16 protein-coding genes, 1 tRNA gene and 2 pseudogenes are annotated in these 12849 nt (G+C 69.0%); 8 read left to right on the top strand and 11 right to left on the bottom strand.

From position 1 onward, the window contains the following. Window positions 1-3: 3 nt before the first annotated feature. Window positions 4-234 (bottom strand): hypothetical protein, encoded by a 231-nt coding sequence (locus M2157_RS22195; RefSeq protein WP_266518621.1) that lies wholly within the window; start codon window positions 232-234, stop codon window positions 4-6. Between the two features lie 120 nt (window positions 235-354). Between M2157_RS22195 and M2157_RS22190 the strand changes: the two genes are divergently transcribed. Genes M2157_RS22190 through M2157_RS22180 form a run of 3 tightly spaced genes read left to right on the top strand, consistent with a single transcriptional unit; the run spans window position 355 to window position 2431 of the window. Further along, a complete protein-coding gene (locus tag M2157_RS22190) occupies window positions 355-681 on the top strand; it encodes a hypothetical protein (protein WP_280863852.1) in 327 nt (108 codons plus the stop codon). Further along, window positions 681-1931, top strand: coding sequence for a putative T7SS-secreted protein (locus M2157_RS22185; protein WP_280866041.1), 1251 nt, complete (start codon window positions 681-683; stop codon window positions 1929-1931). Before M2157_RS22190 ends, M2157_RS22185 begins: the two co-directional genes overlap by 1 nt. Continuing rightward, window positions 1928-2431, top strand: a complete 504-nt coding sequence (locus tag M2157_RS22180; protein ID WP_280866040.1) for a hypothetical protein — start codon at window positions 1928-1930, stop codon at window positions 2429-2431. Before M2157_RS22185 ends, M2157_RS22180 begins: the two co-directional genes overlap by 4 nt. A gap of 20 nt (window positions 2432-2451) precedes the next feature. On the opposite strand, the gene M2157_RS22175 is transcribed toward M2157_RS22180, so the two are convergent. From M2157_RS22175 to M2157_RS22160, 4 genes are all read right to left on the bottom strand, one after another. Further along, window positions 2452-2658: a hypothetical protein gene (locus M2157_RS22175; protein ID WP_280866039.1), complete on the bottom strand. Its 207-nt coding sequence runs from the start codon at window positions 2656-2658 to the stop codon at window positions 2452-2454. Window positions 2659-2668: 10 nt separating this feature from the next. Further along, window positions 2669-3394: a DUF5994 family protein gene (locus M2157_RS22170; RefSeq protein ID WP_280866038.1), complete on the bottom strand. Its 726-nt coding sequence runs from the start codon at window positions 3392-3394 to the stop codon at window positions 2669-2671. Between the two features lie 39 nt (window positions 3395-3433). Beyond that, window positions 3434-3781, bottom strand: a complete 348-nt coding sequence (locus tag M2157_RS22165; RefSeq protein WP_280866037.1) for a hypothetical protein — start codon at window positions 3779-3781, stop codon at window positions 3434-3436. 213 nt (window positions 3782-3994) lie between these two features. Then, window positions 3995-4255 (bottom strand): hypothetical protein, encoded by a 261-nt coding sequence (locus M2157_RS22160; RefSeq protein WP_280866036.1) that lies wholly within the window; start codon window positions 4253-4255, stop codon window positions 3995-3997. 333 nt (window positions 4256-4588) lie between these two features. Between M2157_RS22160 and M2157_RS22155 the strand changes: the two are divergent. Together M2157_RS22155 and M2157_RS22150 are read left to right on the top strand one after the other, a co-directional pair. After that, window positions 4589-4879: pseudogene (locus M2157_RS22155) on the top strand (DUF5994 family protein); the annotation flags it as partial. Between the two features lie 460 nt (window positions 4880-5339). Next, complete coding sequence (locus M2157_RS22150) at window positions 5340-6212, top strand: trypsin-like serine protease (protein ID WP_280863400.1); 873 nt, start codon at window positions 5340-5342, stop codon at window positions 6210-6212. Between the two features lie 280 nt (window positions 6213-6492). On the opposite strand, the gene M2157_RS22145 is transcribed toward M2157_RS22150, so the two are convergent. Beyond that, complete coding sequence (locus M2157_RS22145) at window positions 6493-7029, bottom strand: transposase (protein WP_280866035.1); 537 nt, start codon at window positions 7027-7029, stop codon at window positions 6493-6495. Further along, a pseudogene (locus tag M2157_RS22140) lies at window positions 7026-7564 on the bottom strand (winged helix-turn-helix domain-containing protein). Before M2157_RS22140 ends, M2157_RS22145 begins: the two are co-directional and overlap by 4 nt. A 108-nt stretch (window positions 7565-7672) precedes the next feature. On the opposite strand from M2157_RS22140, the gene M2157_RS22135 reads away from it, so the two are divergent. Further along, window positions 7673-8275, top strand: a complete 603-nt coding sequence (locus tag M2157_RS22135; RefSeq protein WP_280866034.1) for a hypothetical protein — start codon at window positions 7673-7675, stop codon at window positions 8273-8275. A gap of 454 nt (window positions 8276-8729) precedes the next feature. Here the strand turns inward: M2157_RS22135 and M2157_RS22130 are convergent, their stop codons facing one another. Further along, window positions 8730-9035 (bottom strand): hypothetical protein, encoded by a 306-nt coding sequence (locus M2157_RS22130; protein WP_280863396.1) that lies wholly within the window; start codon window positions 9033-9035, stop codon window positions 8730-8732. A gap of 526 nt (window positions 9036-9561) precedes the next feature. Between M2157_RS22130 and M2157_RS22125 the strand changes: the two genes are divergently transcribed. After that, entirely contained in the window at window positions 9562-9840 is a 279-nt protein-coding gene (locus M2157_RS22125) for a tyrosine-type recombinase/integrase (protein WP_280866033.1), read from the top strand. Between the two features lie 47 nt (window positions 9841-9887). Here M2157_RS22125 and M2157_RS22120 read toward each other — a convergent pair. The 3 genes from M2157_RS22120 to M2157_RS22110 all read right to left on the bottom strand — a co-directional run bounded on the left by M2157_RS22120 (window position 9888) and on the right by M2157_RS22110 (window position 11803). Further along, window positions 9888-9961 (bottom strand) — tRNA-Pro (locus tag M2157_RS22120). Between the two features lie 34 nt (window positions 9962-9995). Then, window positions 9996-10781, bottom strand: coding sequence for a Pr6Pr family membrane protein (locus M2157_RS22115; protein ID WP_280863395.1), 786 nt, complete (start codon window positions 10779-10781; stop codon window positions 9996-9998). A 95-nt stretch (window positions 10782-10876) separates the two neighbouring features. Continuing rightward, complete coding sequence (locus tag M2157_RS22110; RefSeq protein ID WP_280863394.1) at window positions 10877-11803, bottom strand: metallophosphoesterase; 927 nt, start codon at window positions 11801-11803, stop codon at window positions 10877-10879. 504 nt (window positions 11804-12307) lie between these two features. On the opposite strand from M2157_RS22110, the gene M2157_RS22105 reads away from it, so the two are divergent. Further along, window positions 12308-12772 (top strand): GatB/YqeY domain-containing protein, encoded by a 465-nt coding sequence (locus tag M2157_RS22105; protein WP_280863393.1) that lies wholly within the window; start codon window positions 12308-12310, stop codon window positions 12770-12772. Window positions 12773-12849 lie beyond the last annotated feature (77 nt).

Raw genomic sequence — 12849 nt, 5'->3', positions numbered from 1 at the left:
GCCTCAGGGGCAGGCGATGTCGAACCCGTACCGCAGGGGTTCGTCCGGCACCCCGTGATCGAGCCGGTAGACGTAGACCCCCTCCACCCGCACTCCGGGCGGCGCGCCGTCGGCCCGGCAGGGGTACGTCACCTGCACCACCCGCGGCCGATCGGCAACCTTGACCCGCATGCCGTCGGCCGGACCGCCATCGAGAACGGCGACTTCCCACCCGGTCACGTCGGCCGTCTCCACTGTCTCCGTTGCGTCCACGCCGACAGTTTAAAGCTTGCGCAATCATCCGATCCGTGCCCTCTTTGGGTCATGGGGCCCGTTGCTACTCTCCCAGCACTGAGCAGGGAGAGGGTGTTGAGCATGCCGGACGGGTTCTCCGTGGACCTCGACGCGCTCCGCAAGGCCGCCTCCGGGATCAGCACCACCCTGGACGCGATGGCCACCAAGAAGGTGAGCGACATCGACGCTCCCAAGGACGCCTTCGGACACGACTCGCTGGCCTCGGCGGTCGTCGACTTCTGCGACCGGTGGAACATCGGCGTCTCCCACCTGGCCACCGACGGCGCGGAGGTCTCCGACCGGCTGAACCACTGCGTCCAGAGCTATGAGGCGGCCGAGAAGCACATCCAGCTCTCGGCCGAGGGCATTCTTAAGTCCTCGTCGGGAACCGATCCGGGGGCATCCTGATGGCGGCCGGACTCGGAGAGACGTCGGACCCCCGCGAACTCGTCCCCGGCGCACCGGACGCCCTGACCGCGACGGCGCAGTCCCTGCTCGCCTACGGTGACGTCCTCGTCGAGGCCGGCGAAGGACTAGCGAAGATCGACACCGAGAACGGCTGGAGCGGCGACGCCGCCGACGCCTTCCGTGACCGTTTCCACGGTCAGCCGGCCCGATGGGTCGAGGCGGGCGACAACTTCCACGCCGCCGCGAACGCCCTGTACGACTACATCGCCGCCCTGCGCGCGGCCCAGCAGCGTGCGGGCGAGGCCATCACGCAGTACGCGCGCGGGCAGTCGGCCACCGCGACCGCCAAGAACGCCCACGACCAGCAGGTCAACGAGGCACGCGGCAAGGGGGACAACACCGAGATCCCCTTCAACGACCCCGGCGAGGCCGACCGTGCCGCCGCCCGCGGGAGTCTCGACACAGCTCGCGGAAACGTGGACAGCGCGGGACACACCGCGGCCGCGCTGGTGAAGAAGGCCACGGAGTCCGCCCCCGAACGCCCGGGATTCTGGTCCAAGGTCGGCGACTTCGTCGGCGATGTGGGTGAGGACCTGCTGGACGGCGGCAAGACGGTCGTCAACGACCTCGCCTCCTTCGGAAACGCCATGGTCCAGCACCCGGGCGACAGCGCGGCGATGCTCGGCGGCATGCTCCTGGCCGGGGTCAGCGCCGGGGGTGAAGGGCTCGGCGTGGCTCTGGACGCCACGGGTGTCGGGGCGGTCGCCGGCGTACCGCTCAACGTCGTCTCCGCCGCCGGGATCGCCACGGGGGTCGGCCTGGCGGGTGCCGGGGCGGTGGACCTGGCCCAGCACGCCACGAACGACTCCAAGGTCGAACCCCTCCGGATGAACAGCGAGGGGTCGGGAACCGGCGGCTCCGCCCAGCAGCCGGCCTCCGACCTGATCAAGAACGGGCAGCAGTACAAGGGCACCGGCGGTCGCGCGGGGAACAACCTGCCGGTGGAGAACGGTCCCAAGGACGGAACCCTCTTCAAGACGGACCCGCAGACCGGAAAAGTCACCAACTACACGACATACGACTCCGAGGGCCGCGCGGTCAAGCGCGTGGACCTGGAGGGCCGTCCGCACGGCGGGGTGGACACACCGCACGTCGTAGAGTACGTGCGTAACACCAACCCGAAGACCGGTGAGGTCTTCGTGCGCCCATCGAACGACGTGCGCGCCGCGTTCCCCTGGGAGATCCCGTGAGCAGCAGCAGGCCGTCGTGGTCCGACCGGAAGCTGCCGGCCTTCTTCACCCGGTGGCGCGCGGACTGGAAGGACGAGGAACTCACCCCCGCCAACTACCTCGACTTCGAGGGCGGCCTGCGCTTCGTCCTGGCCGCGGCCTGGCTGTTCTGCCCCGAGACGGTCGAGTACCGGGGCTGTGTGTTCCTCAAGGACCGCTTCGGCCAGGACAACATCGACAACTGGTTCACGACCCTCGACGGCGACCGGGAACGCATCGAGGCGGTGGCCAACCACATCGAACTCTGGGCCCTGTTCGGCAACACCCCCCTCACAGCCGACGACCACCTCGGTGAAGAACTCCCCCAACTCGCCCTGGCCCTGGGGGAGTCCTGGCAGGGTGTCCTCTCCACGCGCTATCCCGACCGCGAGGTCACGGTCGAGGTGAGCGACGAGGAGGACGGCTCCTACGGGCCGACGGTGACGTTCTGGACGTCTCCGGCGGCGTCGGTCTTCGGCTAGCGCAGCCGGTCAGCTGCCGCTCACCTGTGGTGAGCAGTGTGGCTGTGGTGCTCCCGCCGTTCGCCGGCGGTCGGCGTCGGCGAGACGCGTCCGCGGCGGCCGGGTCGGGCCGTGCTGTATCGATGCACGGCGATTCTGTCGGCGTGCTGGATGTTGAGCCGGTGGATCACGTATGCCGCAGCCGCGATGAGGAAGATGAAGGCGGTGACCGTCAGGAAGGCGTTCATGGCGGCGGCCTCACAGACCGTCGATCAAGCGGCTGGCCCGACCGGCCGCCTGACCGGCACGACCGGGCTGTCGCGGGACGGCTGTGACGATGGCGGGGGCGCCGCCTTCGTACTCCCATGCCTCGTCCGGGTCCAGTGGCTCCTCGGTCGCGGCGATCGCGTCGACGCCGTGCCGGGCCTCGTCCGCGGCGATGAGCGCGCTCGCGGTCAGAGGCGGGCCGTCGGGGTCGGACGCGGCAGCCATCAGCCGGGCCGCCGACTCCGCCCCGGTCTCCGGCGGGATGATCAGCAGGTCCCAGCGGCCGGTGCCGTAGGAGAGCAGCAGCAGCTTGTGCGGGTCGATTTCCGGGGTGAACCAGCCGACCCTGACGACATGCCCGTCCACGGGAACATGACGGGGGATGACCGGCCAGTACTTCGGGTTGACGGCGACGCGCGTGATGCGCCCCCACAAGGGGTCCAACACGTCGGTCAGGAGGGGCAGTTCACTCAGCAGATCCCGGGAGCGGGGCCACCAGGCACCGTCCAGGAGCCCACGAGAGGTGCCGTCGGTCTTCAGGGCGAGACGAGCGGCCGGGGCTGCGACGGGCTCGGGGTGCGCCAGGGTGGGATGCAAGGTCGCCGACATGATGCGGACCCGTCTCCGGGCCGCCTCTGCGGCGGCCCGGGTTTCATCTCTCGCCGAGAACGACCCGGCGTGAAAGCCGGTGTGCGAAATGCCCTCGGTACCCTCCACACTACTCCGCGCCCCGCTGCGACGCGGAGCAGTGACCGCCTAGAGGTGGAGCAGCCGCTGGGTGATCTCCCGGTACTGCCTCAGCGCGTGCCGGAGTTCGTCGGACTGCGTGTCGGGATCCTGTTCCTGCCAGCCGGCGCGCAGGAGACGCTTGCGTTCCGCGAGGGCGTTCACGAGCTGAGCGGTGGCTTCGTCGAAGGCGCTTTCGGCCTCTTCCAGCGCCTCGATCGGGGTGTCCGCGAAAGTGTTGAGAGCGTGCCCGAGACGTACGGCGATCGCGTCCCGCTCGGTCGACGGGAGCAGCGGCTCCGGCCCCTGAGCGCGGCGTTCGGCGCGGCCCCGGGGTTGGCCCTCGGGCTGCTGGGCGCGTGTCTGGTCGTACATCATCGAGGGCCGCTTCCGTTCCGCCTGAAGGCGTCTTTTGTCCTCCGGACAGCCTCTTTCAGGCTTCCGGAGACTTCCGTGATCCCGCTTGTCATCGTCTGCGCCTGGTTTCTGATGGTCCGTGAAACGGTCATGGCAGGCCTCACTGTCGGAGTTCGCCTCACGGTAGTGCTGCTGCTCGTGCAGTGTCACTCGTGCAGTGTCAGGGGCATCTCCTCACATGTCGTCCAGCTGTGTGTGATCCTCCCGGGAGGACTGGCTGGTCAACAGCCAGGAGCGCACCGGCTCCGCGATGCGTGTGGTGTCCACGGTGAGCTGGAGGCGGGTTCCGCCGTCAGCGCCTGCGGGGTAGCTGCGCGCCTCGGTGGTGGCGAAACAACCACGGAGAATCTCCGCGACATGACGAGCCGCCTCAGGATCCGCGGCGACGATACGAACCTCGGCGTGCCCGGCCGACGGCAGTTCCGGTGACTTCATGGTGACCCCTTGCAGCTCTGTGGACCATGGGCAGCCGGCCCGACGCCGACGGCAGGTGCTCTTCGATCATCGAAGGTTCGATGATCGCGGTCATGAGGCGGACCTGTCCCGACGTGGGTGCCCGGTATGCGAAGTACTCCCGGTTCGTTTCACTCTACGCCGCTCGGCGGCCCCGGGAGCTGGAACGTGCTCGTGAGCAGGCCTTTTGCCGAGAGACCACGAGTCAGACACCGTCGGCGAGCCTGACCGGTGCGCACCGCACGACATACGGTGAGAGGACGAGGGTCCCGGGTTCGGTGGCGACACCGAGTCCCGCAGACAGGCGGACACACCATCACCGAATCCGACCACTCCCGCGCGCCCAGGCTCCTGCCGGACGCGATCCACCGGCCCGCTGAACGCGTAACAGTCCTTCTGCGGCTGGAGACGGCACCATCCCGGGAAGGCAATCCCGACCGCGCGTGGCGGCCGCGTTCCCACGACATCGGCGCGGAGCTGCCCGACCTCATCCACGTGCTGACCGAACACCTCGGCCCCATCACGCGCGTCGGCCTGGACGCCACCGCGTGGGACAACACCGTCCTGATCACCCGTGGCGACCAGGACCACTTCTCCCTTCTCGTGACGGTGGGGTGTGTGCGGGGCGGGTCTCCCTTGAATGTCGAATGAGACGGAGCTCGCGCCTACTGAACTTGAACTCGTGATGTCGGTCGGCTCCTGGTGTCGTACAGATCGGAGACCGCTGGACGCTCGCCGTTCGGGATCAAGAGCGTGGCTGCAGCCAGTGACATGCGGAGGCCAGTGTCCCCTCGATGTCGTCGCTCCATGAACAGACTTCCAGCCACGACACGTAGCCGCCCTGCGCGAAGACCAGAAAGCACACTGCTGCTGCGTGGCTGGTCGAAGTCGGTTTGCCCTCAGGGTGTTCGGCCGCATCGCGCGGCGAGCTGCCCCCCATAGCCCGTACATAGGGAAAACCCTGGAAAGGCGGGCGTGCTCTTGTCGCTGCCGCCTTCAGAGCGCTTCACTGGCGCTGCTCCACCCCCACAGGAGAACACCCGTCCCGTCAGTAGAAGGGTTTCTCTTGACCGCCCTACGCGCCTCCGCCGTCACCGCCGCGGCCTGTGCCGCCGTGCTCGCCACCGCGCTGCCGTCCTCGGCCATCAACTCGTACAACGCGACACCCGCACCCGAGCGCACCGAGGTCGGCGCGCTCGTCGCGACCTGGGACAACGACGGCGACCCCACGACACCCGACCGGGTCGACTGGGTCTGCTCCGGCACCATGATCGACGCGGACACGTTCCTGACCGCCGCGCACTGCACCACCGACTGGCCCGACAACGTGAAGTTCTACGTGTCCCTGGACCAGGACGTGCAGGCCGGCCTCGACGCCGCCGCGAAGAAGTACCCCGGCGATCCGGCCGCGCAGGCAGGCACCGTCGCCGTGCAGGGCACCGCGCACAGCCATCCCGACTACCCTGGGCCCGCGTCCGACCCGCACGACATCTCGGTGATCGAGCTGCCCACGACAAAGGTCAAGGCCCGCTGGACCTTCACCCCGGCCACTCTGCCCACCGCGAACCAGCTCGGCGCGCTCGGCCCGCAGGCGCTGAACTCCACCGACTGGTTCGTCGCCGGATACGGCACCCAGGAGGCCCAGCGCGGCCCCGGCGGCCAGACCCACCCCGGCGGCGGTGTCCGGATGAAGGCGCCTGTCACCTTCAACGCCCTCAACGACGCGTGGGTCCGCCTGGCGATGACCGAACCCCAGGGCAACGGCGGCGCCTGCTACGGCGACTCCGGCGGCCCCAACTTCGCCGTGATCGGCGGCCGTAACGTGCTCGCGGCTACCACGATCACCGGCGACGGCCCGTGCTACGCGACGAACGTGTCGTACCGCCTGGACACCCCGGGCGCCCGCGCCTTCCTGGCGCCGTTCGTGAAGCTGCCGTAGCCCCCTGCCGGGCAGAGCGCGCCACCTCCGCAGCGCCTTGCCGCGCTGCCGGGCCCGCCGTCGACCACGGCTCGGACGAGCCGTGGTCGACGGCGGGCTGATCTCGGACGGTGACGGTGCAGTTCGGCGGGCTGGGCTGCGAGCGCCGTTTTGCTGCCTGACGTGTCGAGTTGACCCAGCCGGCCGCGATGGAGCTGAGACGGACGGGCGGCCCCTTGACCAGGGCGCGAGGCGTGGGGCCGCCCATGCCCTGCCAGTCCTGTCACTACCGAGCTTGAACTCATGAAGTCGTAGGGGTGAGGGACAGCCCGGTTCCGGCGAGGCATCCGTCGATGAGGTGGGGCCGGTACTGGATCTTCCTCATCCCGTGACGGATGGTCTGGATGAGGTGCTCGGGTGTGGTGAAGGCGGTGCTGGACAGCCAGCCGCGCCGCAGCAGCGACCAGATGCCCTCGACGGGGTTGAGGTCGGGTGCGTAGGAGGGCAGCTGGTAGACGGTCAGCCAGTCCTGCCGGTCGATGAACTGTCGCATCCCGTAGGCGAGATGGACGTTGAGGTTGTCCCAGATGAGCACGATCGGTCCGCCGAGCTGCTGATGTGCGGTGATGAGCAGGTCGCGGTAGTCGGTCCAGGCGAAGCTCTTGCGTCCGTCACGTCGGCCGTCGTCACGGCGCGGCCGGTAGATCAGCCGGGCTCGTTGGCCTGGCTTGTAGCAGGTCGGTGCGGCGATCGAGATACGGCGGCGAGAGCGGCCGCGGACCCGGATGACGGGTGTCTGCCCGCGACGGGCCCAGGTGCGGGCGATGGGCGGCGTCATCGAGAAGCCGGCCTCGTCCTCAAAGACGATCCAGGCGTCGAGCGCCGCCGCGGTGCTTCCACCTGCGGCCAGGTCTCCTTCACCCAGCCGGTGACCTGGTCCTCGTTGCGTTCGACAGCACGTCTGGTCGGGATCTGGCAGGAGAAGCCGTGCCGGATCAGCAGCTTGCGCACTCCTTGCAGGGTGTAGCTCTTGTGGAAGCGGCGGCCGGTCACGGTCTTGATCCGCGACAGCGTCCACCGCTGATCCGGCCAGCCATGCGCGACCGGTCCCTTCGCCAACTCCGCTTCCAGCTGGGCGAACTGGGCCTCGCTCAGCCTGGGCGGCGAGGCCGAACCTACCGAGCGCATGCCCGCGGCCCACCCTTGTCCCAGGCCCGCCGCCACCGCTGCACGGACCGGACGCTCACCCGTAACTCCTTGGCGATCGCCGAGCTCGGCTCGCCCCGGGCGAACCCCTCGGCCGCGTTCATCCGGATCCCCTCGCGGAACCGCCGGCGCTCGTCCGACAGACCGCCGCCCAGCGCATACCTCATGACAACGGCCTACCGCGAGGATCAAGCTCTGTCAGCGGCTACGACAACTCGAGTTCAAGCTCAGTAACTCGGGTGACGGTTGGCTGAGGTCGGCGCTAGCGTGCGGCGGTGATCAGCAATGAAGGTGTACGCCTGGGCGCGGAGGCCGCACGTCGCCTGGCACAGACAGGTCTCTATGAGTTCGAGCCGGGTCTGACGGACGCCGAGTTCGCGCGCATCGAGCGCGAGTACGGTTTCGAGTTCGCGGATGATCACCGGGCATTCCTTGCGGCCGGGCTCCCGGTGAATGTCCCTCCCGAGGACGGGCAGACCTGGTCCAGGCCCTGGCCGGAGTGGCGGGGCGGCGATCTGGACAGCTTGCGTCGACAGCTCGACTGGCCGGTCGAGGGTGTTCTGCTCAGCGTTGAGCACAACGGGTTCTGGTACGAGGGCTGGGGTGAGCGTCCAGCCGACGGTACGGCGGCCCTGGCTACGGCGCGGCATCATCTGGCGGAGGCTCCGGTGCTGGTGCCCGTGTATGCCCACCGATACCTGCCTGCCGGCCGGGGAAACTTCGGGCATCCGGTGCTCTCGATGTGGCAGACCGACATCATCTGCTACGGCGTGGACCTGGCCGACTACATGCATCGGGAGTTCGACGAGGTGCGGGGCGAGGTCGACGAGAGCAGGAATCCGCGAGCAACGATCCGCTTCTGGCGGGACCTTCTCTGACTCCTCGGGGGTACGCGGGACAAGCGCCGGACGCGCTCAGCCTGGGAAGCTGTGGGCCTTTGCGACCAGTTGAGAGTGCTGACCTGGGCGAACGGTCGGGCTGGCGCTTCGTCGGGCCCTACTGGCTACACGTAACGGTCGATCACTGGCGGGTCCGTTGTCAGTGCCTGCACTTACGATCTCAACCGCGCGGTCGGCTTCCGGGGGTTCCAGCTCTGTAGGGAATGGTTGCATCCCTGGCCTGTCTGGGGGCGGCCCGGAGCTTCGTCCGGGGCCTAACCGACGGCTGGGCTTCGTCGATGGCCAAGCGGTGACCTGCCAGCGCCGGCCGCGCACGCTTTCCAACAGTGGTGGTGGGACGGTGGGCGTCAGTCAGGCGTCGGCCGTCGCTGTTCGCGCTTGTTGGTGTCAGCTGCTGGTGTCTGCCGCCCACGCGGCCTGACGAGCATTGCCGTCACTCAGCGGATGGCCCAGAGCTGGCCCGATGCCTCACCTGTACAGCCAAGATCAGTGTCGTCGTGACCGCCAGCACAAGGTTCAACGTGTCAGCAGCCATGACGATGGCGAAGGGTGCGCCGACCATGTGCGGCACCTTGGCGACGATCATGCCAAGACCCATGAGCAGGGGCATCCATATCGAGTAGAAGCGCATGCCCTGGCGGGGGCGCGCTCCTTTGCGGATCTTTGCCTGCTCCCACCAGCGGCAGCCGAAACTGAGAAGAACCAGCAAGCAGCCCATCACGATGACGGACCAGTCCATGAACCTGAGCATCGATACCCCTCGTCGGCATGGATCTGCGTGTCACGACATCACCGCGACTCGTTCCCTCAGTGCAGAGAGCCTGTCAGGCCAGTCATCCGACGGGAATGAACCGGTCAGCTCCTTAGTGTGATCTTTACCCCTCTCGCAGAAGTTGCCGAGTGTCCTCCCATCCCGGACGCCATGGACCACGTCTGCTCGGCACTGCCTGGGTCGGCGCTGGACGGCAGGGGAGCTATCCGCGCACGCCGACCACGATGTACGCGTATCGTGCTCACGCTGCTGACGGGAGCCCGCACGGAGGAGCTCAGGGCCGGGCCCTCACCTGGGACCACGTTTTCCTCAGAGGCCGCCCCGATGGACCCGCCGCAACCTCCGCACATCGCCGTGTGGCGCTCGGTCCGGCGCAGCGGGGACACCAAGGCCCGAAAGTCCCGCCGCACCCTCGCCCTGCCGCGCGCTGCGTCGAAGCTCTCTGGCAGCAGTTCGAAGATCAGGGCTGGGACCGACTTGCCGCCGACGACGCATGGGAGGAACACGGCGTCGTCTTCTCCTCGCCCGTCGGCAAGCCGCTCGACGCAGCCAACATCGCCGCGCCTTCCGCCAGGCGCTCAGGGACATAGACGGAGTCAACGCCGACGAGTGGACGCCCCGGGAGCTCCGGCACGGCTTCGTATCCCTGCTCTCCGACCGTGGTGTCCCGCTGGAGGAGATCTCCCGGCTCGTCGGGCACTCCGGTACGGCCGTCACCGAGGAGGTCTACAGGAAGCAGATCCGGCCCGAGATAGACACGCACAACGAGTGAGGACCACTTCCGAAATTTCGGAAGTGGTCCTCACTCGTATTTCACTGTCGGGGTGGCGGGATTTGAACCCACGACCTCTTCGTCCCGAACGAAGCGCGCTGCCAAGCTGCGCTACACCCCGATCGTCGCTGCTCGTCGCGGCGACGTCGTTTACTTTAGCCCACCGGTGGCTTGAGACGAAATCCGGTTTTGCCGCGGTGGCGGGTGGGGTTCGGGCGGGCGTGGTCGAGGGCGATCAGGAGGATCGCGAGGGCGTAGAAGGAGAGGCCGAGGAGGAGGGCGTTGCCGAGGACGTTCTTGTAGCCGTGGAGGTCCACGTCCAGGAAGGGGTAGAGGTAGCGGCCGCCCGTGCCCGGAGGGATCAGTTCGCCTCGGGTGAAGGAGAACAGCAGGTACGCCATGGGGTACAGCAGCCACGACGCCGCCTGGCGCAGGTGCAGGCGGCCGGGGGCCGTCAGCAGGAGCCAGTCCGCCAGTGCCGCCGCGGGGATCACCGTGTTCAGGAGGTGGGTGGTCACCGCGTGCCAGCCCGTCGGGTTCGCCGCCGCGCCCGTCAGAGGAAAGGGGCTCGCCGCGTTCGCCAGCAGCAGGTGGTACACCAGGGCTGTGATCGTGGTGTACAGGAGAGCCGCGCCTGTCACGGACGACGGCAGGGGGTGGCGGGCGGTCCACGCCCTGCGGGCCGACAGCAGGAGCACCATCGCCAGCAGGATCGTGCTCTGGATCGAGAAGTGGCTCAGCGCGCGGATCGGGCTGCTCAGGAGCACTTCGATGGTCACGGCCGCGGCGGCTGTCAGGACGACCAGTACGCGGTAGACGGCGGCCATGGGGTGGCGTGCGGGAGCCACCACCGCCCTGGCGGGGACGGGGGAGCGCAGGAATGCGGGCATGCCCGGGACAGCGGGGAGGTCCGGCATGTCCCTCGGTATCGGCGCGGTCATGCCCTCACGTTAGGCAGAACCGGCAAAACGGGCGATATGGACGGGCCGTGTGGGTTAATCCCCCGGCACGGCCCCAGTCGTACGGCAGCCGGCCCCTACTCCCGGCCCACCAGCGTCAGCAGCGTCACCTCGGGCGGGCACGCGAACCGCACCGGCGTATAACGGCTCGCCCCGCATCCCGCCGACACGTGAAGGTACGACCTGCGGCCCTCCGCCTCGTGCGTGGACAGGCCCTTCACGCGGTCCGTGTCCAGGTCGCAGTTGGTGACGAAGGCGCCGTAGAAGGGGAGGCAGATCTGGCCGCCGTGCGTGTGGCCGGCGAGGATCAGCGGGTAGCCGTCGGCCGCGAAGGCGTCCAGGGCGCGGAGATACGGGGCGTGTACGACGCCCATGGAGAAGTCGGCAGCGCCCGACGGGCCGCCGGCCACCTCCGCATAGCGGTCCCGCTTGATGTGCGGGTCGTCAAGGCCCGTGAGCTCCACCGACACACCCTCGATCTTCAGCATGCCGCGCGTGTTCGTGAGGTTCTGCCAGCCCGCCGCCTCGAAACCGTCCCGCAGGTCCTCCCACGGGTTGTGGACGACCCCCACGGCGGGCGCGTTGCCGTTCAGGCCGTGGCGGCCCTGGGTCTTCTCGAACAGGTAGCGGACGGGGTTACGGAATTTGGGGCCGTAGTAGTCGTTGGAGCCGAAGACGTACGCGCCCGGGAACTCCATCAGCGGGCCCAGCGCGTCCAGGACCTCGGGCACGCCCTCCGGGTCCGACAGGTTGTCGCCCGTGTTGATCACGAAGTCCGGGCGCAGGCCCGCCAGCGAGCGCAGCCAGCGCTGCTTCTTGCGCTGGCCGCCGACCATGTGGATGTCGGAGACCTGGAGCACCCGCAACGGGCGCATGCCGGACGGCAGGACGGGGACCGTCACTCGTCGCAGCCGGAAGGAACGGGCTTCGAAACCAGCCGAGTAGACGAGACCGGCGGCGCCAACCGCCGCGATCCCCAAGGGAACTCCGTATCGCGCGCGCATGCCTCCATCGTGTCAGATCACGAAGCCATCCTTGACCGGGCACCCGCCGCCCCGTAGAGCAGGGCACCCGCCGTCCCGCTAAGCCCAGCGCCCGCCGCCGCCCCGTACAGGCCCGGCCCCCGCCCTCCACAAAGCCACCCTCTGTCCCGCAGAGCCGCCCGCCCTCCGTCCCGTCGAGCCCCCGCACCTCCGCAGAGCCGCCCGCCCTTCGTCCCGTAGACCCCCCGCACCTCCGCAGAGCCGCCCGCCCTCCGTCCCGTAGAGCCCCCGCACCTCCGCAGAGCCGCCCGCCCTTCGTCCCGTAGACCCCCCGCACCTCCACAAAGTCGCCGGCCCTCCATCCCGTAGAGCCCGGCGCCCCCACGAAGCCGCACGCCCCGCCTTCCCGTAGAGCCCGGCGCCCCTCCCCAAAGCCGCACCCCCGCCTTCCCATACAGCCCGGCGCGCCCACCGCCCCGTAAATGCGCGGGCACCCCCCACCCCGCACCTGCGACAATCACACCCATGACCACGCTCAAGTCGAAGCTGCAGGAAGACCTCACCGCCGCCGTGAAGGAGCGCGACGAGCTCCGCTCCTCGACGCTCCGGCTGACGCTCGCCGCGATCACCAAGGAGGAGGTCGCGGGCAAGGCGAAGCGCGAGCTCTCCGATGACGAGGTCCTGAAGGTGATCACCAAGGAGGCGAAGAAGCGCCGCGAGGCCGCGGACGCGTTCGCTCAGGGTGGTCGTGCCGAGTCCGCCGAGCGGGAGAAGGCGGAGGGCGAGGTCCTCGCCGGGTACCTGCCCAAGCAGCTCAGCGACGACGAGCTGAACGACATCGTCGCCCAAGCCGTCGCGGAGGCCAGGGCGGCGGGCGCCGAGGGGCCCCGGGCCATGGGCGCCGTCATGAAGATCGTGAACCCGAAGGTGGCCGGCCTGGCCGAGGGCGGCCGGGTCGCCGCGGTCGTGAAGAAGCTCCTGGCCGGCTGAGACGAGCTCCTGGTCGGCTGAGACCAGCACCTCGCAGTCGTACGAGAGCCCGGTCCCGCGCATTCAGCGGGACCGGG

Origin of the sequence: Streptomyces sp. SAI-127 (assembly GCF_029894425.1) — a bacterium.
Lineage (GTDB): Bacteria > Actinomycetota > Actinomycetes > Streptomycetales > Streptomycetaceae > Streptomyces.
The sequence above is the reverse complement of the archived record's forward strand: the minus strand, read 5'-3'. Positions and strand labels throughout refer to the sequence as shown.

What these genes read in the sequence shown, in the direction of transcription:
- M2157_RS22185 (WP_280866041.1), top strand. Translation starts at nt 681, where the DNA reads ATGGCGGCCGGACTCGGAGAGACGTCGGACCCCCGCGAACTCGTCCCC.
- M2157_RS22145 (WP_280866035.1), bottom strand. Translation starts at nt 7,029, where the DNA reads ATGACGCCGCCCATCGCCCGCACCTGGGCCCGTCGCGGGCAGACACCC.
- M2157_RS22165 (WP_280866037.1), bottom strand. Translation starts at nt 3,781, where the DNA reads ATGATGTACGACCAGACACGCGCCCAGCAGCCCGAGGGCCAACCCCGG.
- M2157_RS22160 (WP_280866036.1), bottom strand. Translation starts at nt 4,255, where the DNA reads ATGAAGTCACCGGAACTGCCGTCGGCCGGGCACGCCGAGGTTCGTATC.
- M2157_RS22105 (WP_280863393.1), top strand. Translation starts at nt 12,308, where the DNA reads ATGACCACGCTCAAGTCGAAGCTGCAGGAAGACCTCACCGCCGCCGTG.
- M2157_RS22115 (WP_280863395.1), bottom strand. Translation starts at nt 10,781, where the DNA reads ATGACCGCGCCGATACCGAGGGACATGCCGGACCTCCCCGCTGTCCCG.
- M2157_RS22125 (WP_280866033.1), top strand. Translation starts at nt 9,562, where the DNA reads ATGGGAGGAACACGGCGTCGTCTTCTCCTCGCCCGTCGGCAAGCCGCT.
- M2157_RS22190 (WP_280863852.1), top strand. Translation starts at nt 355, where the DNA reads ATGCCGGACGGGTTCTCCGTGGACCTCGACGCGCTCCGCAAGGCCGCC.
- M2157_RS22110 (WP_280863394.1), bottom strand. Translation starts at nt 11,803, where the DNA reads ATGCGCGCGCGATACGGAGTTCCCTTGGGGATCGCGGCGGTTGGCGCC.
- M2157_RS22175 (WP_280866039.1), bottom strand. Translation starts at nt 2,658, where the DNA reads ATGAACGCCTTCCTGACGGTCACCGCCTTCATCTTCCTCATCGCGGCT.
- M2157_RS22130 (WP_280863396.1), bottom strand. Translation starts at nt 9,035, where the DNA reads ATGGACTGGTCCGTCATCGTGATGGGCTGCTTGCTGGTTCTTCTCAGT.